Here is a 25,034-nt window from a genome sequence, read left to right as displayed (position 1 = left end):
ATGTGGATACTTGATAGAGATTTATGGTCAGAGATTTTTGCCACATTAGGTAAGAACTTGTTTCGCACATTTTTAACCATGTTGGGGGTTATTATCGCTATGATAATTCTTGTATTGCTTTTAGGTGGTGCAAACGGAATGAGCAATGGTTTTCAAAAAATATTTGCAGGTACCGCATCTAACAGTCTGTTTGTATGGAGTCAAAGTACATCAGAACCTTATAAAGGATTCGAAAGAGGGCGAAGAATTCAATTTAAACTTGAAGATGCTACCATCTTAAAAGAACAGATTCCAGAAATAGAAGTTCTTGCACCAAGAATAGAGCTTGGTAATCATAGAGGTGTGGTTACAGTATATAGAAAAGGATTAACTAGTGGGTCGGCAGTTTATGGTGATTATCCAAATGTGGATGAAATCATGAAGAAGAAACTATTAGAGGGTAGGTTTCTTAATGAAAATGATATGACCGAGTCTAAAAAGGTTTGTGTTATTGGAGAAGAAACGTATAAACTTTTATTTGAAAAAGGCGAAAATTCGATAGGGGAAGATGTACGTATTAACGGAGTGTTCTTTAATATCGTCGGTATTTATAAGCCAAATCAAAACATCAATATTGACGGAGAGAATTCAGTGTATATTCCGTTTTCAACATTTCAAAAAGCATTTGGTTCTGGAGATAGAATGGGATGGATGGCAATCTCGGTTCAGTCAGATACTAAAGTACCTGTTGTGGAAAGTCAGATAAAACGTCTGTTGAAAAACAAGTATGATATTAACCCTATAGACGAACGCGCCATTGGTAGTTTTGATATGTCTGAAGTATTCAACAATGTATCGGCATTTACAGGTGTATTACAAGGCGTATCGTTCTTCGTTGGAATTTTGACCTTACTGGCAGGTGTTATTGCTATTAGTAATATTCTTTTAATTACAGTAAAAGAACGTACAAAAGAAATAGGTATAAGACGCGCCTTGGGTGCAACCCCAAAAGTAGTTAAGAGACAAATTGTACTGGAGTCTATCGTAATTACGGTATTTGCTGGCTTTGTCGGTTTTGCAATCGCAATAGGGTTTCTAGCGATTGCGAATAATATGATAGGTGAAAACAGTGATATGCCATTTTATAATCTTATGATTAGTATACCGCAGTTTTTGGGTTCTTTTATTTTAATGGTAGGTCTGAGTGTTTTAATCGGATTGATACCTGCGAATAGAGCTATTAGAATAAAACCAATTGACGCCTTAAGAGAAGAGTAAAAGACCAAACAACAAAAGAATAAATAACAATCAAATAGTTGAGCATGAACAAGTATGTAAAGTACGCATTAATAGGAGTAGCAGTTATAGGGATACTGGCTGCAGTAGTCTATTTTTTAAAGAAGAATAGTACTCCTTTAAAAACATATGAAACGGAGACCGTTGAAAAAAGAGATATTACCAATAAGGTTGTTGTTACCGGTAAGGTAATACCACAAGATGAAATTGAGATCAAACCTCAAATTTCTGGTATTATACAAAAGGTATATTTAGAAGAAGGAGTTCAGGTAAAAGCAGGAGATTTAATAGCTACTATAAAAGTGGTTCCTAATGAGCAGTCTTTAAATCAAGCTCGTGGTAGAGTAAACAATGCCAAAATTTCTTTAAGTAATACAAAGATTGAATACGACCGAAATAAAACACTATTTGATAAAGGGGTGATTTCTAGTCAAGATTTCAATGCGTTACAATTACGTTTTGATCAGGCTACGCAAGAACTACAGAATGCTCAAGCAGACTATCAGATAATTAGAGTAGGTTCTGCAGGTGGCTCATCTAGTGCAAATACCAATATTAGGGCTACGGTAACTGGTACATTATTAGAAATACCTGTTGAGGTAGGTGATCAGGTTATTGAAAGTAATAACTTCAATGACGGTACTACGATTGCATTTATTGCAGATATGTCTAAAATGATTTTTGAAGGTGAAGTTGATGAAGCTGAAGTGGGTAAACTTAAAGTAGGTATGCCATTAGAAATTAGCATGGGTGCTTTACAAGATGAAAAATTCAATGCTAAATTAAAGTTCATTGCTCCTAAAGGAGTGGAAGAAGAGGGTGCAGTTCAGTTTAAGATAGAAGGTGATTTGGTAGTGTCTGATAGCACTAATATTAGAGCTGGTTATAGCGCAAATGCAGCTATTGTTTTAGAAGAGAAGAAAGATGTGCTTTCTATTAAAGAAGCACTGCTACAGTTCGATAAAGAAACCAATAAACCATACGTTGAAGTTGAGACAGGTGATAATGAATTTGAAAAAAGAGAGCTTGAACTTGGCGTTAGTGATGGTATCGACGTAGAAATTATTTCTGGCATCGATGCAAACTCCAAAATAAAAATCTGGAACAAGTTAGAAGCTAAGAGTGAAAATAATGGCTCGGAGGAGGATTAAGAATAATCAATCAAATCAAAAAACGAATCGAGCAACCTAGGTATAGGTTGGTTTAAAAAAGAAAAAAATGAAAGTAAAAATCACAGGATTACTACTGATATTTTCTGTTGTCTTTGGAATGGCACAACAAAAGAAATGGACTTTAGAAGAATGCGTTTACTATGCTGTAGAGAACAATCTTACCGTCAAGCAATTTGAGTTGGATTTAGAAAATGCTATAATAGATGAATCTGATGCTATCGGAAATATGCTACCTACATTAAGTGCTTCTTCAAATGCATCAAAAAACGTTGGATTTACTATCGTAAGCACCTCTAATCAACCGGTTTTAGGTAATCAATCTACCGTTAGTGTTAGTGGAAATATAAATTCTGATATAACCCTGTATAATGGATTAAGGAATTTTAAACAACTACAACGTGCAAAATTAAATGCAATTAGTAATCAGTATAGACTAGAAAATTTAAAAGATGATATAGAGTTAAGGGTAGCTAATGCATATCTACAAATCTTATCAAATAAAGAGGCGCTGGCAGTTTCAAAGTCGCAGTATGCAATAACAGAACAAGATTTAAAGAGGACAAAAGAATTGGTAGATTCAGGGATTGTCCCTAGGGGAGATTTGCTTGATTTAGAGGCGACCGCTGCCGGACAAGAACAACAAATGGTCAATAATGAAAGTTTAGTTTTGATTTCAAGGATAAATCTTGCACAACTTTTGCAAATAACCGATTATGATAATTTTGATATTACTAATGAAACTTTTGAAGTTCCGCCATCGGATATTTTAAATAATTCGCCTAAAACAATTTTTACTAAAGCATTAGAATTTAGAAATGATATTAAGTTTTCTGAATCTACGGTTGACTTAGCGGAGAAAGATTTGGAGATTGCAAAAGGGGCTTATGCGCCAACTTTAAGTGGTTTTTTTCAATATGGGGCAAGATATTCTGATGCTACCGAACCTTTACCAGATGGTAATGGAGGATTTTTTACTCCTGGTTTTATAGATCAACTTTGGATTTTTGATGGAATCGCATACGGAGCACAATTAAATGTACCTATTTTTAATGGGCATAGTACTCGTAATAGTGTAAAGCGTTCGCGAATTAATTTAGAAAAATCAAAACTTCAGTTTGAATTGGATAAGTTAGATTTGGAAACAACTGTAAATCAAAGTTATGTAGATGTTACAACATTTGCTAAAGCGTATTATGCTGCCGAGAAAACTTTAGAGGCGAGAAGATTGGCTTTTAATTATTCAAAAGAACGTTTCGATGTAGGGCTAATGAATTCATTTGAATATAGTCAAGCACAATCTAGAGTAGATAATGCAGAAGCAGATTTAATTCGCACAAAATATGATTATATCTTCAGGTTGAAAATTCTAGAATTCTATTACGGTATTCCGTTGTCGTTAGAATAGCATAAAATATTCTATAGTTGATAAGCCTGTAACATTTTCATGTATACAGGCTTTTTCATTTTGTAGTAAGTAATACCTTTGCAAACATGGGCATAATATTAAATCTAGAAACATCATCAACAAATTGTTCGGTTTGTGTTGCTAAAAAAGGTGAAGTTCTTTCATTAAAAGAATTGAATTCTGCAAACTATTCGCATGCAGAGAAACTACATATCTTCATTGAAGAGGTAATGCAAGAGGCCTCTTTGAAAATGGAAGATTTAGAAGCTGTAGCGGTTAGTAAAGGTCCTGGCTCTTATACGGGACTTAGAATTGGTGTTTCGGCGGCAAAAGGCTTGTGTTATGCATTAGGTATTCCGTTGATTTCGATTTCTACATTGAAAAGTATGGCATCCCAAGTGAAAATTAAAAATGATGAAGTATTAATACCGGTTTTAGATGCTAGACGTATGGAAGTGTATTCATTAGTTTTTGATGCTGAACTCAATGAAATAAGAGAAACGAAAGCTGAAGTAATCGATAAGCATTCTTTTCAAGAATATATCAATAAAAAGCATGTTCACTTTTTAGGTAGTGGAGCAGAGAAGATAAAAGAATTGTTTCCTTTAGAAATGATTACTTACCATTGTGAAGTAGTGCCATCAGCAAAAGAAATGGCAGCTATTTCATCGGATAAATATAATATAGCTGACTTTGAAGATGTGGCTTATTTTGAACCGTATTACTTGAAAGATTTTGTGATGCAAACCAAGAAAGCGAAAACATAAAAGTGACGTAAAATAAAAAAGCCCTTGATTACTCAAAGGCTTTTTTATTTGTTGTGATTTGTACATTAACTTTTCATCTGTGTAACTACTCTTTGTGGGAATGGTATTTCTATACCTGCAGCATCAAAACGATACTTTATTTCTTCTAAAACATAGAAATGCGCAGCCCAAAAATCGGTATTGTTCGCCCAAAACCGTAACGTCAGGTTTACCGAGCTATCTCCTAATTCACCTACATAAACTTCAGGAGCTGGAGTCTTATGTATAGTTTCATGCTCATGGCAAATAGTCAAAAGAATTTCTTTGGCTTCTTTAATATTCGAACTATAACCAATGCCGACATCAATTTTATCTCTTCTAGTATCTTGAGCGTTATAGTTTGTAATTGTATTGTTTGAAAGTTGACCATTTGGAATTATCGCAATTTGATTACCGAAGGTGCTTACTTTAGTAGTGAATATTGAAATCTCTTTTACCGTGCCATCTACACCCTGAGCAGAGATAAAATCTCCTATTCTAAATGGTTTAAATAATAAGATAAGAACACCTCCTGCGAAATTTGCCAATGAACCTTGTAGGGCTAAACCAATAGCTAAACCTGCAGAGGCTAAAATAGCAACTAAAGAACTTGTTTGCACTCCTAATTGGGTAATTACCAATATGAAAAGTATTATTTTTAAAGCAATGCTGATAAAGCTTTGTAAAAATGTTTCTAACGCTAAATCGTAGTCTTTATTTGCAAAAAAATTACGTATCATTTTATTTATGAAACGTATGACATACGTACCTGCAATTAATAGAAATATTGCCCATAATAGACTAGGTAGTACCGCCCATAGCCAAGCTATTGCATTATCTGCATGCTCTTGCAGATTCATTATTTTATCCATCATAACTTTTATTTATTTTAACTGCTAAATCGACTAGTTACTTATAACCTAAAATTAATACGAGGCTGAATAAATTGTTAAGTGATAGATGAAACTAGATCTAAAGCTTTGCTAGGTTCTTCTACGGGCATTTGACAGCTACCGTGATTACAAACGTAGATGAGCGTCTTGTTCATTACATACCTGTTCATTAACAAAGGTAAGTTGCTAGTTTTAGCATTTGAAGCAGCAAATATAGCGTTTGGCAGATAGTTCTTCATCAGGGTTTTGCATATGAGTTCAAAGTTTTCACCGATAACGACCAATTCATAGAAATTCTCACTCATTAGCTGTGCTAAGTAAAGCCAATTAGCATGATTTTGAGGATTATCAGTGATTGATGGTTTCATGGTTTTCATCATTTGATGCAAACGAATATCAAAATTATCTTCAGGGAAATATTTTGACAGCTTATGTAAATTATGTGCCATCATAGAATTAGAAGACGGAATTACGTTATCTGCAACCTCTAGGGTTTTTCTAATAAGATTGTTTTCGTTATTAGATGTAAAAAAGAATAGTCCTGTATCAGAATCTGAGAAATTTTTAATTGCATATTTTGTTAATTCTAAACTATGATCTAGCCATTTCTCATCAAAAGAAACTTCATATAGCCCTATGAATGCATCGATAATAGAGGCGTAATCCTCGAGAAAACCATGAATAGTACTTTTTCCATTTTTGAAGTTGCGGTATAAACCACCATCTTCTGTGGTCATATGTTCTAGAATAAAATTAGCATTATTAATAGCAAGGCTCAAATACTTGTCATCTTCTAAATATCTATAGGCATCTGTGAGTCCTTTTAATGTCAAGCCATTCCAAGAAGTTAAAATTTTATCATCTAACCTTGGTTTGTTTCTTTTTTCTCTCTCTACCTTCAATAGTGAAAGACACTTCGTAATTATTTTTTGTAATTCTATTTTGGTGATAGAATGATTCATTGCAATAGCTAAGGCTTCTGAATCTCTAATAAGTACATATTTGTCATCTTCCCAGTATCCATAAGAGTTAATACTGAAGTAATCACTAAAAATAGGGTAATCGTCTTTTAATAGCTCTTTAAGTTGTTCTTCTTGCCAAACATAAAATGCACCCTCTACTAACTTGTTGTCATCAGTTAAACTATCAGCATCTAAAGAAGAGTAAAATCCGTTGCTTTTATCTAATAGTTCTTCTTCTAGGAATATGACACTTTTTTCTACGACAGCTTTATAGAGATTATTGTTAGTCTTTGCATATGCATTCGCGTAAAGACTAATTAACAAGCCGTTGTCATATAACATTTTTTCGAAATGGGGTACATGCCATTTAGTGTCTACGGAATATCTAGAGAATCCACCACCGACATGATCAAATATGCCGCCCCAGGCCATTCTTGTTAGAGTGGTGTTTACATATTCATTTACAGTATTATCTTGTTTTGCGTGAGAATAGTATTGTAAAAAGTTCAGATTGGTAGGCATCATGAATTTTGGTGCCCGTTTATATCCTCCTAAAAAGGTATCAAAGTATTTGGTCCAATCGATAACCATCGTATCAATTTCAGAATCTTCAATTAAATCTTGATTTTCATCTGAAGTAATAGCATTTATTTCTTTTAGTCCTGCTGCCATGTTTTCGGCATATCCCATAATCTTATTAGGGTCTTCAACATAAAGTTGTTGAAGTTGATTCAATACTTGTATCCATTCTTGTTTTTTGACGAAGGTTGCGCCCCAGAAAGGTCTGCCGTCGGGTAGCGCAAGTATATTTAAAGGCCAGCCGCCACTACCTGTCATCATCTGTAATGCATGCATATAAATATGGTCGATATCTGGTCGTTCTTCCCTGTCCACTTTTATATTAATAAAATGGGCATTCATTGTTTCTGCGACTTCTTCATCTTCAAAACATTCATGTTCCATAACATGACACCAATGACAAGCGGCATAACCAATACTAATAAGTATTAGTTTTTGTTCTTCTTTTGCTTGTTTTAAAACATCATCATTCCACGCTTCCCAATTAACTGGGTTATGCGCGTGCTGTAGTAAATATGGACTGCTTTCTTTAATTAGATTATTAGTGTGCTTTTGTGGGGTAGGCATTGGGAGTATTTTAGTTTTAAAACAAAAAAAAGCGCCTTTTGGCGCTTTTAATCCTGTTAGGTAATTGTTATTTCACTTCAAAAGTGATTTTCACATTTACTCTATAATTTTTGATTTTACCATCTTCAACAGTAGCACTTTGCTCGTTGATGTAAACCGATTTAATATTTTTTACTGATTTAGATGCTTCAGAAACTGCTTTTTTTGCTGCGTCTTCCCATCCGTTGTCAGAATTTGCTAATATTTCGATTACTTTTAAAACTGCCATAATTAATGATTTTTAGATTTATTTAAAGTTACAAAAATTGAAGGCAATGTTTAATTCAATTCAATGATTAATTAACCATTAAGCGCAACTACCTCATTTACTTTGTCTCCCATCATATTTTTTAGCATCGTCTCGATACCGTTTTTCAAGGTAAAAGTTGATGATGGGCAGCCACTGCACGCTCCTTGTAAAATTACATTAACCGTTTTGCTTTCTACATCGTATGATTGAAACATAATATTACCACCGTCACTCGCTACGGCTGGTTTTACATATTCTTCTAAAATATCAACTATTTCTTGAGAGATTTCATCAAGTTCTATCGTGCTTTCTGCCGATACAGTTTCAGATACTTGCGCTTCTGCACCAATAGCTTTTGCATTATCAGTAACAATTTCTTTGCCATCAGCAATGAAATTTCTAATTACTTCGCGTAATTCGATATTGATATCGTCCCATTCTGCAACTTCATATTTAGAAACAGAAACGTAGTTCTCATCTATAAATACTTGTTTTACGAACGGAAATTGAAATAGCTCCATAGCTAATTTAGAATCTCTAGCTTCATCAATGTTTTTGAATTCGAATGCCGATGCTACTATTTTTTTGCTAGCTACAAACTTCATCGTAGATGGGTTAGGTGTAACCTCTGCATAAACGGTTACCGGTACTGGTTTATCCATGTCTTCTTCAATAACTATTGGTTCCCCAGCATTTAAATACTCAACTAACTGTTGTGCCACTTCATCTTTTACATCTTCCCATTGAACAATATCATAACGTTCCAATCCGATAAAATCACCAGAAATATATACCGTTTTAATAAATGGCAAATGAAATAATTGCTGTGCTAAAGGTGAGTTTTTGGCATTATCAATATTCTTGAATTCGTAATTTTTTCGTTGAACTAAAATATGATTAGTTTCGAACTTTAATATATTTGGGTTATTGGTCTTTACGACCGTAATCGAATACTCTTTCATTTCATCAAATATTTTACACAAAAATACAAAGGAAATCTTAGTTTCGCGTCACATAATAATGTTCAGGTTAACTCGTTATTAACTTTGTAATTGCGAAACTAAACCTAGTTTTAACATTCTAAGATGAAATACAACTTTTTATTGATATTAATTTTTCTTATTGTTGGTTCCAAATCTACTGCACAGGAAGGTATACCTGTGTATTTTGATTATTTGTCAGATAACTACTATTTGGTTTTTCCATCAATGGCAGGTATCGGTGAAGGTGGTAAAGTAAGAGCTACGGCTAGAAAGCAATGGTTCGATGTCGACGATGCTCCAAGTTTGCAGACGATAAACGCTCATTTTAGATTGGGTGATTCTCCAAGTGGTATTGGTGCAATTGTATTTAATGATGCAAATGGCTATCACTCGCAAACTGGAATGAAATTAACATATGCACATCATTTAAGAATGGGCAGTAATGATGTTAGGGTTTTAAATCAATTATCGTTTGGTCTAAGCGGAACCATTTTACAAAGTAGTTTAGATGAGACTGAATTTAGGTCGGTTACCCCAGATCCTGCAGTTTCAGGTATTAAATTAAGTTCTACTTACGCCAATGTTGATATAGGTATTTCTTATAATTATCAAGAGTTTTATACACATTTCGCCGTGACTAATGCACTTACTGGTAGTAAGAGAAATGTTTATTATAGAGATAGGCAAGATAATCCTGACCAGTTGGTGATTGATAATATTAGACGTTTTTTAATTTCTACAGGCTATGTTTTTGGTAAAAACGAATGGCAAGTTGAACCTTCAGTACTTTTTCAATTAACTGAATTCACCAAAGAGAAAACTATTGATATAAACGGTAAAGTTTATAAGGATGTTGACTTTGGTCGCATTTGGGGAGGAATTTCTTATAGAAGAAGTTTCGATGGAGCTCAATTTCAAGATAATGGAACTTTCGGAGAACAACGTTTGCAATTGATAACACCTATAGTGGGTGCTAATATTAATAACTTTATGGTTTCTTATAATTATTCTTATCAAATGGGAGATATCCGTTTTGATAACGGTGGTTTTCATCAAATTACTTTAGGGTACGATTTTGGACAAACAGGTCGTAAGTACGATTGTTATTGCCCATCAGCTAATTAAAAAGGTCTGCCCGTAATTGAGCAGACCTGGTATTTTATTATTCCCAACTGTAATTTTTTGTCTTAGCTTGTTTTTTAATTGCTTTAATCATAGCATTTTCAAGCTCTCCTGATTTTTCATCTTTTTGATGTTCAGAAATATAGGCTAGTCGTTTCTTGTTATATTCTTGTATCTCTTTTTGAATTTCTTCTCTTTCATTCTTTTTTGATTCGACGTAGGTTCTTATTTCTTTCTCATTTTTACCTTGTAGTTCTTCTGGTAATTCATCATTTTCTACTGAACTAATTTCAAATTCGGCATCGTCGTAAGCATCGACCAAATCCCATTTTTTATTATTATAAAGTCTAGAACTTTTGCTGACCGCTCTTTTAACGGCAACGGCTTCTTCCATCTCTAATGCATTACTGTCTTGTACTTCTTGTGCGATAATTTTTGATTGACCCATCGATCCATAAGAAACATAGGTGGTATTTAATTTAGAGTTCAGTTTAATGATAGTATCGTCATAAGGAGTTTTAATATGTACAACTTCTTTGTTGTGATCAATAGCCATATATTCCCCACCTGTTAATGAAGCGCCATTTTTCCAATCGGTTTTTATTCCCAATTCATAATTTCCACAGAAGATGGTATTTACCACTACATCTTTTTCATTGGCATTAGCTAATGCAGTTCTGTAGTTGTATCTACCTTGCGTAAAGGGTTCGTTACCGGCAATGAAAATCATTCGCAATAAATCCGGATTCTTATTCCATGGTAATTGGTGTAAAGAGGTCTGTAATACCTTTCCGCAATACTCTTCGCCGCCATTGGTAGTCAAAGAAAATAATTTTTCTGAAATTTCATCTAAATCACTACTAAAACCTAATACTTGCTGAATGTACCCTTCGTTTGCAGAAAGATTGTCGTTGCCATACTGGTATAATGCAATTTGTAAATTTGGTCTGGTATCGTTACCACATTTTGCATAGCTAAACTCATTTACAATATCCCAAAGCTGAGATTTTGCTTGGTTTATTAGCCCGTCCATACTATTACTAGTATCTAATAACAAAGCTATCTGAACGGTGTTCGTTTCTTTTGGTTCAATAGTTTCAGAAGCTTGGGCAATTAATTCAATAGGCTTTTTCTTATCAGTAGTATTACATGCAAATACTGTAGTTAAAGTGAGAAGTGCTATGCCGAATGATCCAAGTTGTTTAATCGTTTTCATCGTTTTTTGTTTTAAATTCAATACTAAACTAAAAGCAAAGTATTTCTCTGAATAACGATAATGAGCGAACTGTCCGTTTCACTTAGTAAAGTGGTATGCAGAGTTTGTAAACCCATGAAATGATGCTTTAATATTGGGTGTTTTAAGTATTTCGTATTTTTTAGTGCCACAATAATCAGCTAAGTTTACCGTAGTAATAACAGATGAAAAATTATAGTATCTATATCGTAATATGTTTTCTTTTGGGATGGAGCGCACTTTATTCTCAAGGGCAAAACGATGCTCTAAGATTTACTTTAGAGGGTAGGGTAGAAGTTAGAAATACTGGAAAACCAATATCGGGAGTTTCCATTTCTAATGATATGGGAGACTTTGTGATTACTAACGGTTTAGGAGAGTTTGAAATTAGAACTAGAATTGGTGATCAGCTAGTTATAGAGCATGATGATATTGAAACCTTACGGTACGATGTACAGAAGAATGACGATGTTTTAATCTTAGTTGAAGATTTTGAATCTTCACCAATTAGCAGTCGATCAAAATCATTACCGGATATAGCTGTCAAACATCAGCAGTTATTAGATTCGGCAGAAGAGTATAAAGCTCAAGATATTGAAAGAAGTATTGACTTGGTAGCGCAATCTATATCAATTTTAGGGAAGCGAGGGCGAAAGAAAGAACTGGCAAGGTCGCTTTCTAAACTTGGCGAGATCTATCAATATCATAAGCAATTAGATTTGGCTATTGATAATTATGAAGATGCTTTAGAAAATAATAAGACGATTTCAACTTCTTTGCTTTTAGCTAAGGCGTATAACTTAACGAACAGATATGACGAAAGCTTAGCGTTGTTGAATCCGTTATTAGAGATTAAGTCCATGCCGCCACACCAAAGTGTAGTACTTTATGAACTGCTAGGTGATGCTAAAAAAGGGAATGGTAGAACAGAAGAAGCTTTAGATTTATATAATAGAGGGTTGTTGATTGCCAATAAGAATCAGATTACATCAAAAATGATTGACCTAAATTCTAAAATAGGCGACACCTATTCTTTAGGAAATCAGAATATGGAGGCTGAAGCTTATTATGATAGTTCTTTAGAACTTGCAACTCAGTCAGCACCCAAAAGAGCATTGCAAGAGAAAGAAAAGGTAGCGGATTTCTACAATACAAAAAATAGGTTCAACGAAGAGATTACTATGCGTAAAAGTAGTCTTCAAGAATTAAAAAAGCTTAATTCGCCCAACGCAGGTGTTAAGAAATTAGAATTAGGCGACACTATTACATCACAGCGTATTAACTATAAAATTGCGAATGCGTATATCTCTCAAGATAAGTACAACGAGGCTATTCCTTTTTTAGAGAAAAGTATTGTTGAAGCAGATTCAGATGATGATTTAGTGGTTCAGAAAGATGCTACTAGAAAGTTATCTGAAGTGTATAAGGTGAAAGGTGATTTTACCAAGGCATTAGATACTTACCAAGCATATGTGGCTTTAGTAGATTCGCTATATGTTCGTAAAGAACAAGAGATTTCTAGAGCTACCAGGTTTAATCGTGAAATTTCAAATGCAGAAAACCGACTTACAGGTTTAGAGCAAGAAAGAGAACTTTCGCAAAGCAAGTATGATTTAGCACTTACGGAGCAGGAGTTGGTGAAAGAGAGTAATAAGCGGCAGCAATTGGTGATTTATTCCCTCATATTCGGGCTCTTATTAACTTTATTGGCGGCTTTTTTCTTTTACCGTAGTAATCAACAACAAAAACTGGCAAATAATTTATTGGCGTTGAAATCGTTGAGGTCGCAAATGAATCCGCATTTTATATTTAATGCACTTAATTCTGTAAATAATTTTATTTCAAAAAGTGATGAACGTAGTGCCAATAGATATCTAAGCGATTTCTCAAAGTTGATGCGCTCTGTACTTGAAAATTCTGAAGAAGATTTTATTCCGTTGGAAAAAGAATTGCAACAGTTAGAACTTTATATAAAACTAGAACATTCTAGATTCGAAGATAAGTTTGATTATCAGATAGCTGTTGATGAGAATGTACAGGTTTCTAAATTTCAAATACCACCAATGTTATTACAGCCATATATTGAAAATGCTATTTGGCACGGATTACGATATAGGGATGAAAAAGGCGAATTGTTGGTCACTATAAAAGAGAATACTGCAGATTCAATCATAATTTCTATTACTGACAATGGTATCGGAAGAAAGAAATCTGCAGAAATTAAAACCCAAAATCAACGAAAACAAAAGTCGAAAGGAATGGGCATCATTAAAAAACGTGTGGCTATTCTAAACGATATGTATACCGATAAGGTAGATATCAAAATTTCAGATTTACAGTCAGATGGTTCAGGAACTAAAGTCCTATTCATTTTAAAAAGAGAAAAATGAGCTTAAACGCAATTTTAGTAGAAGATGAGGCAAATAGTAGAGAGATATTAAGAAATTATATTGCTAAATATTGCCCAAGTGTAAATTTGTTAGGGGAGGCTTCATCAATTAAAGAAGCCTTGGTCTTAATTGGTGATAACGACTTAGATTTGGTGTTTTTAGATGTAGAGATGCCTTTTGGTAATGCTTTTGATTTGCTAGATCAATTACCGGACAGAACTTTTGAAACCGTTTTTGTTACTGCTTATGATCATTATGCAAAAGATGCTTTAAATAACCATGCTGCATATTATTTGACGAAACCTATTAATATAGATGAGTTGGTAAACGCGGTAGCTTATGTAGAAGGTGTTCGTGAGAAAGAAGCTAGTTTAGAGGGAGAGGTATTAAGTACAAAATCTAACGGAGTTGAAGGGAAGTTGACATTGCCACAGCAAGACGGATTTCAGGTTTTAAACATTGCCGAAATACTGTATTGTAAGGCAGATGATAATTATACCGAAATCTATTTATTGAATAAGAAGATTTTGGTCAGCAAAACATTAAAATATTTTGAAGATGCTTTAACCGACTATCCGTTTGCAAGAGTACATAAATCTTTTTTAGTAAATGTAAATGAGGTGGTGAATTACAGAAAAGGTAAAGGCGGTAGTGTAGTAATGTCTAACGGTAAAGAAGTAATGGTTTCCGCATCAAAGAAAAAAGATTTTCTATCCTATTTTAATTAAAAGAATTACAATGATAAAAGCAGTTAGAGGTAAAGAACCTGTTATAGGTGAAGATTGTTTTATTGCAGAAAATGCAACAATAGTTGGTGAAGTGAGCATGGGTAAACAATGTAGTGTCTGGTTTAATGCAGTTTTACGTGGCGATGTTCATTTCATTAAAATGGGTGATAAGGTTAATGTACAAGACGGTGCCGTTATACATTGTACGTATTTAAAATTTCCTACCACAATTGGTAATAATGTTTCTATTGGGCATAATGCTCTTGTACATGGCTGTACCATACATGATAATGTGCTAATTGGTATGGGTAGTATTATTATGGATGATTGTGTAGTAGAAAGTAATAGTATTATTGCTGCCGGAGCTGTGCTAACTAAAGGTACCCACGTACCATCTGGGAGTATTTTTGCGGGTATGCCTGCAAAGAAAATAAAAGATATTAGTCCCGAATTAAGTTCTGGAGAAATTAATAGAATTGCCGAAGCCTATACTATGTATTCTGGTTGGTTTAAAGAATAGGTGGGTATCCAAATATGTAATTGGGTATTGCAGTCTATGTAAAATACGTATTTTTGCCCCACCAAAACTAAAAGTTATGAACGCGTATGTTTTTCCTGGGCAAGGTGCTCAATTTGTTGGAATGGGTTTAGATCTCTATGAAAAATACCCTATTGCAAAAGAGTTGTTTCTTAAGGCAAATGATATATTAGGCTTTGAGATTACTGAGGTAATGTTCAGAGGTACTGCCGAAGGATTGAAAGAGACCAAGGTTACCCAACCTGCTATATTTCTTCATTCTGTTATTCTAAGTAAAGTAATGGGAGATTCATTTAAACCAGATATGGTTGCGGGTCATTCATTAGGAGAGTTTTCTGCTCTTGTTGCAAATAACACTCTTAGTTTTGAAGATGGATTAAAATTAGTTTCGCAACGTGCCTTGGCAATGCAGAAGGCCTGTGAACTTAAGCCATCGACAATGGCAGCCGTTTTAGGTTTGGAAGATGCTGTTGTAGAAAAAGTATGTTCAGAAATTTCAGGAATTGTTGTTGCGGCGAATTATAACTGTCCGGGTCAATTAGTGATTTCTGGTGAAATATCAGCAGTAGAAGAAGCTTGTGAAAAATTAAAAGAAGCAGGAGCAAGACGTGCATTAATGTTGCCTGTAGGTGGTGCTTTTCATTCACCTTTAATGGAGCCTGCTAGAGAAGAGTTAGCTGCGGCAATTGCTAATACTACATTTTCTGCGCCTAGTTGCCCAATATACCAGAATGTGCCTACCACTGCGGTGACTAGTGCAGATGAAATTAAAAAGAATTTAATGCTGCAATTAACTGCGCCAGTGAAATGGACGCAGAGTGTGCAGCAAATGGTAAAAGATGGCGCTACTGTTTTTACTGAAATAGGCCCTGGTAAGGTATTACAAGGGTTGGTAAGAAAAATTGAACCTTCTGTTACTACGCAAGCCCCAGAGTTAACAGACTAACCATTGTTTCCTTAATATTACCATTTAACCTATAAATCCTTTTTTCAACTGTTTGTGAGGGGTTTACCTTGATTTTTTTGTAATATTGAGACCCTCATTTTTGGCTATGGATTTAGAACATCCTTCAGCCTTATTGTTGGGAATGATAAAGAATGCTATGAAAATAAGTATATATAATAATTTTTTGACTCCTCATATTAGTAGGATTCTAAAGAAATTCCTTTTCGTTTTTGGATTCCTTTTTTTAGGTGCTTTTTCGCAAAATGTTTCTGCTCAAAACGTAACTATTGAAAAAATCAACGATGCTCTTGAAGAGGGCGAAATATCTGGTAGTTTTCGAATTAATGTTATTAATCTAGGATTTGGTGCCGGTAGTGTTACAGTTAAGTATAATGTATTATTAACTAGTACAGCCACTTCAAATATCGATTATCAGGAGTTAGATGAAGAAATTGATATATCTTATAATTTTGCTGGGGTTGGTAGTGCAACTGTAGATATTGTAGTTGACGATGATAATCTTGTTGAAGGTGAAGAAACTATTAATATCGAATTAGTTGAAGATGAACCTAACTATTTTATAGGAGTAGATAGTGAGGTTACCATTAATATTGAGGACAATGATTTTGGAGAGGTTTCTGTTACTGCTTTTGTGCCTGAAACAATAGAGGGGGCTACTACAGGAGCTGATCGTGGAAGATTCAGGTTTTTATTAGACAATGAGAATAATACTGGGGAGCCTGTAGAGATTGATTATGAACTTTCTGGTACGGCAATTAGTGGAGACGATTATTCTATTACAGGAAATGTAATTATTAATGATGGTGCCAGTGCCACGAATATTTATATAATTCCTGATGATGATGATCTTGTAGAAGGAGATGAAACTGTAGTGTTGACAATTACAGGTATTGATAGCGATTCATATACAATTGGTACTCCAGATACAGATACGGTTACTATAATTGACAATGATATTTTTGAAGCCTCTATTGAGACAACAGATGCCACAATCAACGAAAATCCTTTGATTGAAGGTGATTTTACTGTAGATGTGGGCAAAATAAATGCGACCGGTACACCTATTGAAATAGAATATACGGTTAATGTTAATAGTACAGCAGATGAGGGTGATGATTTTATTGCTCTTTCAGGTTTCGTTACAATTGAGGAAGGTGAAAGCACTGGTGTAATTACGATTACACCAATTAACGATACTGATATTGAGATTAACGAAACGGTTATGTTAACATTAGTAGATGGTCCAGATTATTCAGTTGGTGGTCCAAATAATGCTACGATGGTAATCGTAAGTGACGATATTAATGTTGCTCAAATTACAGCCTCAGATGGTACAGCTGCAGAAAGCAGTGGAGCAAATTCAACCGGAGAATTTACCGTGAGTTTAAGTGCTCCCAACAATACTAGCGGTCCAATAATTGTTAATTATGCAATAAGTGGTACTGCTGATAATGAAATAGATTTTGATGAAATAAATGAAAATGCTGTAAGAATTGAGGTTGGCGAACAAAATGCTGAAATTGATATTCTACCGATTAATGATGCAATTCAAGAGGGTACTGAAACTGTTATATTGACATTGGTTTCAGGTGCTGGTTATGAATTAGGTGCTGCGGCTACCAGAACGGCTACAGTTGAAATTGACGATAATGATCAGGCAGAATTAACTTTTTTAGATATTTCTCAGGTTAATGAAAATATTGATGCCGGTGAATTGGTTTTTGAAGTGGTATTGGATATTGCAGTTGTAGGGGGTACAACAGTTGATTACTCTTTTAACGATGATACAGCAGCTGAAGGTGAAGATTATACTGGAAATAGTGGAACTTTAATATTTGATGGTGAAGCTAATGAAGTACAGAATATTACGATTCCAATTATAAACGATGCAATCCTAGAAAATACAGAAACCTTTGTTATCGAATTGGATTCGCCTTCAAACAATGTAAATCTAGAAGGTAATAGTTCGATAATAATTTCTATTACTGATGATGATAATTGCTTGGCGGCCCCAACCCTAGATACAACGGTTTCAAATATCTATTGTGTAGAAGAGGCTGGAGATGATTTTTCTGCCAACTTATTTGATTTTACAAATAGTACAGCTCCTGCAGGTACGGTTTTGACTTGGAGTAGAGTTTCCAATCCTTTGAATACAAATTCTCACTTGACGGCTACAGAAGCTCAAGATGTAGATTTACCAGCTTCTTATTATGGTTTTTTCTATGATGAAGCCAATGATTGTGCAAGTGGTACCATAGAAGTGCAAATAGTTAGAAATGTATTGCCACAATTAACTGTAATTAATGATAATGAACGTTGTGGCCCTGGTACTTTATTGTTAAGTGTTGAACCAACTGATGGCGCTTCTGTTAATTGGTATGATTCTTTGGATGCAGTTACGCCAATTGCAATGGGCGTAACATTTACAACTCCTTCTTTAAACGCTACCGCGACATACTATGTAGAAGCAACCGAAAATGAATGTACAACAGACAGACAACCTGTTATTGCTAGAATAGGTTCTCAGGCAACTACCGGAACGGCAACAAACGGTTCTATCTGTAATGTGGCTGCGAACGGACTTACAGCGATAGATTTAGATACGAGACTATCTGGTGCGGATCCTGGGGTTTGGGTTTTTGTTTCCGGACCGCAAAACGATGTAAATATTAGTTCTACAAATGTTGTGGAATTCGAAGATTTTGCTTCTGGGGCTTATGTTTTTAGATTTACGACAACAAATTCTACTGCACCATGTGTTAACCCTACCGTAGATGTAACTATAAACGTTAGCGATTGCGAAACCGATGACGATAATGATGGTCTTTTAGGTGGTCAAGAAGTAACTCTTGGTACAGATTCTAACGATGCTGATACCGATGGTGATGGTATTGAAGATGGTGATGAGGTTGGTGATGATATTGCTAATCCTTTAGATGAGGATGAAGACGGAATTATCGATGCTTTAGAATCTAATACTGCAGATGCTGATAATGATGGAGTAAATGATCAACAAGATCCTGCCAATAATAATCCGTGTATACCTAATCGATTCAACGGTAGTTGTGATACCGATGGTGACGAAATTTCAGATTTAGACGAGCAAACAAATGGTTCTGACCCTGATGATCCTTGTGATCCGGTGGCTACGCCCAATTGTGATGATCCAATTGATTTAGAAGTGTTGAAATCTGTTGATAATATTGATGCTTTAATTGGTGATACGATTATTTTTAAAATTCTAATTACTAATTTATCTGACAGAACTGCAAGAGCTATTGTTGTTGGTGATCTTTTAGAATTAGGTTTTGATTTTGTTTCTGTAGATGCTCCTGGGGCTACTGATTATGATGAGGTATCGGGTAATTGGACCATTTCAGAAATTGCAGCTGGTATTTCTTTGGAACTATCTATCACGGTAATGGTGGCAGAACAAGGGCCGTATATTAACACTGCCGTTCTACTTGAATCTATTCCTTCAGATAATAATCCTGAAAATGATGAAGCTACTGTAGAATTGAGTACTGAAGCTCCACAAGGGGTTGATCTTAAGATAGAGAAAGAGGCTCGCCCAGATAAAGCATTGGTGGGAGATGAGGTAGAATTCATTATTCGTGTTACCAATGTTTCTGAATCTGATGTGGTAACAGATATAGTTGTCAATGATTTGATTTTGATTGAAAACGGATTTGAATTTGTTTCTGCTGAATCAGATTTTGGTGGTACGTATGAAGAAGCTTCGGGTAATTGGAATATTCCGACTTTAAATAGAGAAGAAACAGCTACATTGAGAATTATTGCTAGAGTTCCAGCAATGGGTACATATACGAATACTGCAAATATTGTTAGGTCTACACCACGTGATGGTAATACAGAAAATAATGAAGCAACCGTTGAGGTTGAGGTAATTCAGAAAAGCCCTGGGGATCCAGGTTTTCTGTTTAATCAATTCTCTCCAAACGGTAATAATCAGAATGAGGTTCTTCGTATTAATAGAACTTTAACGAATCCAGATACTGGTGCACAGTTAGAAGTTAATTTGCAATACAGAATAAAAATTTACGATCGTTATGGAAACCTTGTATTTGAAACCGAAAAAGTAAATGATGGCGATGTATGGGACGGTACTTATAAAGGAAAAGAAGTGCCAAAGGGAACTTATTTTTATATCATGAATTATAGTGTTAATAATCAACCTGCAATACTAGATAAAGGTTGGATACAGCTTATTAGATAAAATAAATTATGGATTATAACTTTTATAAATCGAGTTATACTATTGCTTTAGTACTATTTTCTCTGTTAGGCTTTAATGCATTTTCACAGAAAGAACCTCAGTACACCCAGTACATGTATAATATCGGTAGTTTTAACCCGGCTTATGTTGGTACGGTAGAAAATCCAGAATTTTCTGGATTATATAGAGCTCAATGGATTGATATACCTGGTGCACCTAGAACATTTCGTTTTGGGGCAAACCTGCCATTTAAAAATGAAAAAGTAGGTTTAGGTATTAATATTGTAAATGATGAATTAGGTCCGGCTACACAGACCTATGCCGATATTTCGTATTCTTACCAAATAAAGGTTACCGACGAGACAAAATTGTCTTTTGGTATTGATGCTGGTGGTTCGTTTCTAAATGTAGATTTTTCAAAAGGTATTTTTGAGAATCCTGGTGAGAACCTTAGTGAAGAGATGTTGAGTAAATTCTATCCAACAGTAGGTGCTGGTGCTTTCTTATACTCAGAAGATTGGTATTTAGGTGCATCTGTACCTAATTTTTTAACCGAAGGGGTGTATAATGACGAGATTGCATCTGTGGTAGAAGATAAGCTTCAATTTAATTTTATAGGGGGTTATGTTTTTGAACTATCAGATAACCTGAAATTTAAACCTGCCTTTTTGGTTAATACGATATCTGGCTCGCCAGTTAATGTTAACTTATCGAGTAACTTCTTAATTTCTGATGTGGTTACGGCAGGTGTTTCATATCGCTTAGATAATGCGTTTAGTGGTTTAGCAGGTTTTCAGATTTCAAATACTTTGTTTGCTGGGTATTCGTATGATTATAATACGAACTTACTTGGCGAATTTAATAAAGGGTCTCATGAGATCATACTTAAATTCTATTTGGGTAGAAAAGGACCTTCGAAATCTAAAGGGAGTAGTGATAATAATGCAAAGGGTAAACCAAAACAAGTTGATTCACCTCGATTCTTTTAAAGAGAACTAAAATGAAATTTAAATTAATCATAGTATTACTAGTTTTTGTACCATTTCTAAGTACGGCTCAAGACAAAAAATCTAAAGCCGATAACCTTTTTTATGGTTATCAATATGAAAAAGCGATTGCAGCGTATAATAGTGAAATGCAAAAAGATTCATTGACCAATCATCAATTACTTAACCTTGCAGATTCTTATTTTAGTACAGGCAGTTATGATAGTGCATCTGAGCTTTATTTAAAGGTCAACAAGAACGATACGATAATAACTGTAAACAGATTTAATAAAATGTTGCAGAGTCTTTCTAAAAACTCTGAAAGAGATAGAGTGAAAATGTTCTTAAAATCAAAAGCAGACAAATTATCTCCAGAACTTTTAGAAAATGCTGAATTTAATTACAGTTTATTAGATATACCTTCTGGAACTGATAATAGTAACATTCGAGATTTAGGGGTGAATAGTGCACAAGGAGATTTCTCGCCGGCATTTTATAAGAATGGTTTGCTTTTTAGTAGTAGCAGAGGTCGAAATACTAAAAACCTGTATGAACCAACGGGTGAATCATATTTAGATATTTACTTTGCTAGATTGAGCTCTGATAATAATTTGGTTGATGTAGAAACTTTTGAAGAAATACCGACAACCGACTTCCATAAATCAACTCCCTATTACTCTGAAAAACTAACTACATTTTTTTATGTCTTGTCTAATGAAGAAGATGGTGAGCTTAGATATGATGAGAATGGTAAAAATGCATTGGCAATAGGTACACTTACAAAAAATAATCGGTTTCGATTTATTTTAAAAGATTTAAGTACTTCTTTTTATTACCCCTTCTTTGACGATGCTACTGAACGATTATATTTTGCTGCCAATTTTGACGATAGCTATGGTGGTACAGATTTGTATTATGTGTACACTAATAACGGGCAGATAATGTCTGCACCTATTAATCTAGGACCTAGAATAAACTCACCGGGCAACGAGATTGCTCCGTACGTTTTTGACGGTAGTTTATATTTCTCTTCGGATGTTTTCTATGGCTTTGGAGGGATGGATATTTACAAGTCTAATATGTTACCTAATGATTCGTATACTATACCTGTAAACCTAGGAGACGGTATTAATTCAGTAGCAGATGATTTCGGATTCATTATTCAAAATATTGAAAATAAAGGATTATCTGGATTCTTTGCTTCTAATAGAGCTGGTGGTAAAGGCGGAGATGACTTATATGGTTTTGAGCTTAAAAATACTCCTGGTTTAAAAACTTTTGCCTTAGGTGGTAAAGTAGTTAACCTTCGAAATAAAGTAGGATTAAAAGGTGCTCAAGTGAGATTGTTGAACCAACAAGGAGATATTTTAAAAGAAGTTTTTGCAGGTGATGACGGTAGCTTTAGAGTAGAAGTGCCGTGGATGTCTCAAGTAACGATCCAGGCTATGAGTGATGGTTATTCTATTTTCTCTACCACGTATTCTGAAGAGGGGATGGAAGAAATTCAAAATACTGCTTATAATATGGGTCTTTCAAGAATGGAAGACTTGGTAACACAACGAGAAGATAAAACGGTATTAAAACTAAATAAATTCTATTTCGATAAAGGTAAATCAGTATTAAACGCTCAAGTAGAAGAGGAGCTTAATAAAGTTATAGACGCTGTCGTACGTTTTCCTCAAATGAGATTAAGAATACAATCTCATACAGATACCAGGGGCAGTACTTCGTCTAATAAAAGGTTATCGCAACAGCGAGCTGATGTTATTAAAAACTATCTTTTGAGCAATGGTTTAAATTCAAATAACATTATTGAGGCAACTGGTTATGGTGAAGAGATAATCGTAAACAATTGCGTAAATGGTGCTTATTGCCTAGATTTTCTTCATAAACAAAACGAACGTACATTATTTGTTGTAGAGTAATTGTTGCCTACTTCCATATCATTGTTAAAAAATAATGATATAGAAGTAATAGAAGGCGAAACCAGACAAGAATAAAATTCCTACATAGGTGAGTAATTTTAGTTTCTTACCTGGTCGAAATTTAGGTTCTAGGTCATCGCTGGTTACATTTTTTAAATTCATATAACCTACAATCGGCGCTACAACGAAAGATACAAATGTAGCCAAAGCAACCAGATTTCCCATATTTGCGCTAAACGCTGCTATAACTACAAAATTAATTAGTGTTAAGGCGAAGACGCCTGCTGCGTATGCTGTTTTTGTTCTATACCATGTGGTTTTTGGTTTTAATAGCGATATAATATCTAAGCTGACTCTAGCTAAAGCATCATGTGCGGTCATACAAGTGCTGAACATTGTGGCAAATGCAGAAATGGCTATGAATAGATATGCCCAAGATCCAATATGTTGTGTAAATAACCGAACAACTTGGTCTGCGAAACTTACTGCGTTATTACTGAGTTCTATATTCGTTCCGTATAACGTATACCAACCTATTATCATAAAGAAGACTGCTAATATGGCGGTAATGGTATATCCGATATTAAATTCTTGTAGAGATTCTTTTAAGCTAGGTTTGTCTTGAGTTTTCCATTTTTCAATACTCCACAAACTTATCCAGCTAGATGCTTCTACGCTGGTAGGCATCCACCCGATTAATCCTATTAAAAATAGTATTCCTACTTCATTTAAAATGGGTAAGGGTTTAAAGTCTGACACATGGCTTACTGGTCCTTTTGCTAGAACTAAAATAGTAGTAACCAGTAAAGCAATAAATAATACACCGACCACAAATTTTAAGCTGATTTCTAAAAACTTGTATTTTCCGAAAATCAGAAGTGCACTTATTATTAAAAATAAACTTAGCGCTACCATGGCAATATAACTATGCCCGATTCCGAATAGATTTATGAATAGACCGGCTGTAACGGTATATAAGGCAGCTAGTATGGTGAAAGTGGTAATAAAGCTAATTATAGCATAAAACCATAAATATCCTTTACCGCGATTTAAATAGCCTTCTATTAAGGTTTTATTGGTAACGTTAGTATATCGAACACCGAACTCGAAAAAGGGGTATTTTAAGATGTTAGCTAAAATTATAGGAATAATCATCAGCCAGCCATATTGCGCCCCAGCTTTGGTAGATAAGACAAGATGAGAGGTGCCTATGGCCATACTTGCAAATAAAAGTCCCGGACCTAAGTTTTTAAGTATCGTTTTTAAATTGAGCATTCTAGTTGGTTTTAGTCAGTGCTCTTAAATGTAGTGTATTTTATTGTACTGAATTTAGCGACTTATTTTATCTCTATAGGGGTACCGTAGAATTTTGGTTGGGTGTTTAGTATCATATCAATAAATACTTTTACTCGAGCTAAATATTCTCTTATTTGAACTTTTAGCCCTTGACTTGCAGAAACATCTTTAGCATTGAAACCAATTGCATTCAAGCCTTTTTGCTTTGCAATATAAATAGCTCTTTCGTTATGGAATTTTTGAGAGATAACCGTTACGTCATCTAAACCGAAAATAAACTTAGCCCTGAACATAGAATCTAAAGTTCTAAAGCCTGCATAGTCTAAGAAAATAACCTCTTCTGGTATACCAGCTTTTACTAAGTCTTTCTTGAAGGTGTCGGGTTCGTTGTAATAGATGCTACCATTGTCCCCGCTAACTAATATAAATTTAATCTTACCCTCATTGTAGAGCGCTTTGGTTGCGTTTATACGATAAGTGTAGTATGGATTAGGAGAGCCGTTGGTTAATCGATTAGAAGTGCCTAAAACGAGACCGACTCTATTGGCTGGTATTAATGCTACATCTGTATAAGTTTTGTCTTCTGCGGTACTTGAGATAATACTATTACAGGCAAATATGATTAGAATTAACGCTAATAGTAATAACCCTGATATTTTTAGTATTTTTTTTAGCATGCATTTGTAATGATAACTAAA

19 protein-coding genes are annotated in these 25,034 nt (G+C 34.6%); 12 read left to right on the top strand and 7 right to left on the bottom strand.

Annotated elements, in window-relative coordinates:
- From Q4500_RS06465 to tsaB, 4 genes are all read left to right on the top strand, one after another.
- A complete protein-coding gene (locus Q4500_RS06465; RefSeq protein ID WP_303598891.1) occupies window positions 1–1,257 on the top strand; it encodes an ABC transporter permease in 1,257 nt (418 codons plus the stop codon).
- A gap of 44 nt (window positions 1,258–1,301) precedes the next feature.
- The gene (locus Q4500_RS06460) at window positions 1,302–2,426 is read left to right on the top strand and encodes an efflux RND transporter periplasmic adaptor subunit (protein ID WP_303598890.1); all 1,125 of its coding nucleotides are present in this window, start codon (window positions 1,302–1,304) and stop codon (window positions 2,424–2,426) included.
- 67 nt (window positions 2,427–2,493) lie between these two features.
- The gene (locus tag Q4500_RS06455; protein ID WP_303598889.1) at window positions 2,494–3,852 is read left to right on the top strand and encodes a TolC family protein; all 1,359 of its coding nucleotides are present in this window, start codon (window positions 2,494–2,496) and stop codon (window positions 3,850–3,852) included.
- An 86-nt stretch (window positions 3,853–3,938) separates the two neighbouring features.
- The gene (gene tsaB, locus Q4500_RS06450) at window positions 3,939–4,619 is read left to right on the top strand and encodes a tRNA (adenosine(37)-N6)-threonylcarbamoyltransferase complex dimerization subunit type 1 TsaB (protein ID WP_303598888.1); all 681 of its coding nucleotides are present in this window, start codon (window positions 3,939–3,941) and stop codon (window positions 4,617–4,619) included.
- 65 nt (window positions 4,620–4,684) lie between these two features.
- Here tsaB and Q4500_RS06445 read toward each other — a convergent pair whose 3' ends face one another.
- The 4 genes from Q4500_RS06445 to Q4500_RS06430 all read right to left on the bottom strand — a co-directional run bounded on the left by Q4500_RS06445 (window position 4,685) and on the right by Q4500_RS06430 (window position 8,889).
- Window positions 4,685–5,509, bottom strand: a complete 825-nt coding sequence (locus Q4500_RS06445) for a mechanosensitive ion channel family protein (RefSeq protein ID WP_303599031.1) — start codon at window positions 5,507–5,509, stop codon at window positions 4,685–4,687.
- 77 nt (window positions 5,510–5,586) lie between these two features.
- Window positions 5,587–7,638: a thioredoxin domain-containing protein gene (locus Q4500_RS06440; protein WP_303598887.1), complete on the bottom strand. Its 2,052-nt coding sequence runs from the start codon at window positions 7,636–7,638 to the stop codon at window positions 5,587–5,589.
- Window positions 7,639–7,705: 67 nt separating this feature from the next.
- Entirely contained in the window at window positions 7,706–7,906 is a 201-nt protein-coding gene (locus Q4500_RS06435) for a dodecin family protein (RefSeq protein ID WP_027064938.1), read from the bottom strand.
- 71 nt (window positions 7,907–7,977) lie between these two features.
- Window positions 7,978–8,889, bottom strand: coding sequence for a NifU family protein (locus tag Q4500_RS06430; protein ID WP_303598886.1), 912 nt, complete (start codon window positions 8,887–8,889; stop codon window positions 7,978–7,980).
- A 123-nt stretch (window positions 8,890–9,012) separates the two neighbouring features.
- Between Q4500_RS06430 and Q4500_RS06425 the strand changes: the two genes are divergently transcribed.
- Window positions 9,013–10,035, top strand: coding sequence for a type IX secretion system membrane protein PorP/SprF (locus Q4500_RS06425; protein ID WP_303598885.1), 1,023 nt, complete (start codon window positions 9,013–9,015; stop codon window positions 10,033–10,035).
- Window positions 10,036–10,072: 37 nt separating this feature from the next.
- Here the strand turns inward: Q4500_RS06425 and Q4500_RS06420 are convergent, their stop codons facing one another.
- Window positions 10,073–11,248 carry a VWA domain-containing protein gene (locus tag Q4500_RS06420; protein ID WP_303598884.1) on the bottom strand — a complete coding sequence of 392 codons (1,176 nt, stop codon included), beginning with the start codon at window positions 11,246–11,248 and terminating at the stop codon, window positions 10,073–10,075.
- Window positions 11,249–11,451: 203 nt separating this feature from the next.
- Here Q4500_RS06420 and Q4500_RS06415 point away from each other — a divergent pair, with 203 nt between their 5' ends.
- From Q4500_RS06415 to Q4500_RS06385, 7 genes are all read left to right on the top strand, one after another.
- Window positions 11,452–13,656 carry a histidine kinase gene (locus tag Q4500_RS06415; RefSeq protein ID WP_303598883.1) on the top strand — a complete coding sequence of 735 codons (2,205 nt, stop codon included), beginning with the start codon at window positions 11,452–11,454 and terminating at the stop codon, window positions 13,654–13,656.
- Window positions 13,653–14,384, top strand: coding sequence for a LytTR family DNA-binding domain-containing protein (locus tag Q4500_RS06410; protein WP_303598882.1), 732 nt, complete (start codon window positions 13,653–13,655; stop codon window positions 14,382–14,384). Before Q4500_RS06415 ends, Q4500_RS06410 begins: the two co-directional genes overlap by 4 nt.
- Before the next feature lie 10 nt (window positions 14,385–14,394).
- Entirely contained in the window at window positions 14,395–14,904 is a 510-nt protein-coding gene (locus Q4500_RS06405) for a gamma carbonic anhydrase family protein (protein WP_303598881.1), read from the top strand.
- Between the two features lie 76 nt (window positions 14,905–14,980).
- Complete coding sequence (gene fabD, locus Q4500_RS06400) at window positions 14,981–15,868, top strand: ACP S-malonyltransferase (protein ID WP_303598880.1); 888 nt, start codon at window positions 14,981–14,983, stop codon at window positions 15,866–15,868.
- Between the two features lie 106 nt (window positions 15,869–15,974).
- A complete protein-coding gene (locus Q4500_RS06395) occupies window positions 15,975–20,129 on the top strand; it encodes a Calx-beta domain-containing protein (RefSeq protein WP_303598879.1) in 4,155 nt (1,384 codons plus the stop codon).
- A gap of 8 nt (window positions 20,130–20,137) precedes the next feature.
- Complete coding sequence (locus Q4500_RS06390; RefSeq protein WP_303598878.1) at window positions 20,138–21,118, top strand: type IX secretion system membrane protein PorP/SprF; 981 nt, start codon at window positions 20,138–20,140, stop codon at window positions 21,116–21,118.
- A gap of 11 nt (window positions 21,119–21,129) precedes the next feature.
- Entirely contained in the window at window positions 21,130–23,040 is a 1,911-nt protein-coding gene (locus Q4500_RS06385) for an OmpA family protein (RefSeq protein ID WP_303598877.1), read from the top strand.
- Window positions 23,041–23,064: 24 nt separating this feature from the next.
- Here Q4500_RS06385 and Q4500_RS06380 read toward each other — a convergent pair whose 3' ends face one another.
- Window positions 23,065–24,315, bottom strand: coding sequence for an NRAMP family divalent metal transporter (locus Q4500_RS06380; protein ID WP_303598876.1), 1,251 nt, complete (start codon window positions 24,313–24,315; stop codon window positions 23,065–23,067).
- Window positions 24,316–24,377: 62 nt separating this feature from the next.
- Window positions 24,378–25,013 carry a vancomycin high temperature exclusion protein gene (locus tag Q4500_RS06375; RefSeq protein WP_303598875.1) on the bottom strand — a complete coding sequence of 212 codons (636 nt, stop codon included), beginning with the start codon at window positions 25,011–25,013 and terminating at the stop codon, window positions 24,378–24,380.
- Between the last annotated feature and the right edge of the window lie 21 nt (window positions 25,014–25,034).

This window comes from Maribacter sp. 1_MG-2023, assembly GCF_030547005.1.
GTDB lineage: Bacteria > Bacteroidota > Bacteroidia > Flavobacteriales > Flavobacteriaceae > Maribacter.
This window is presented reverse-complemented; position numbering and strand designations above follow the sequence as displayed.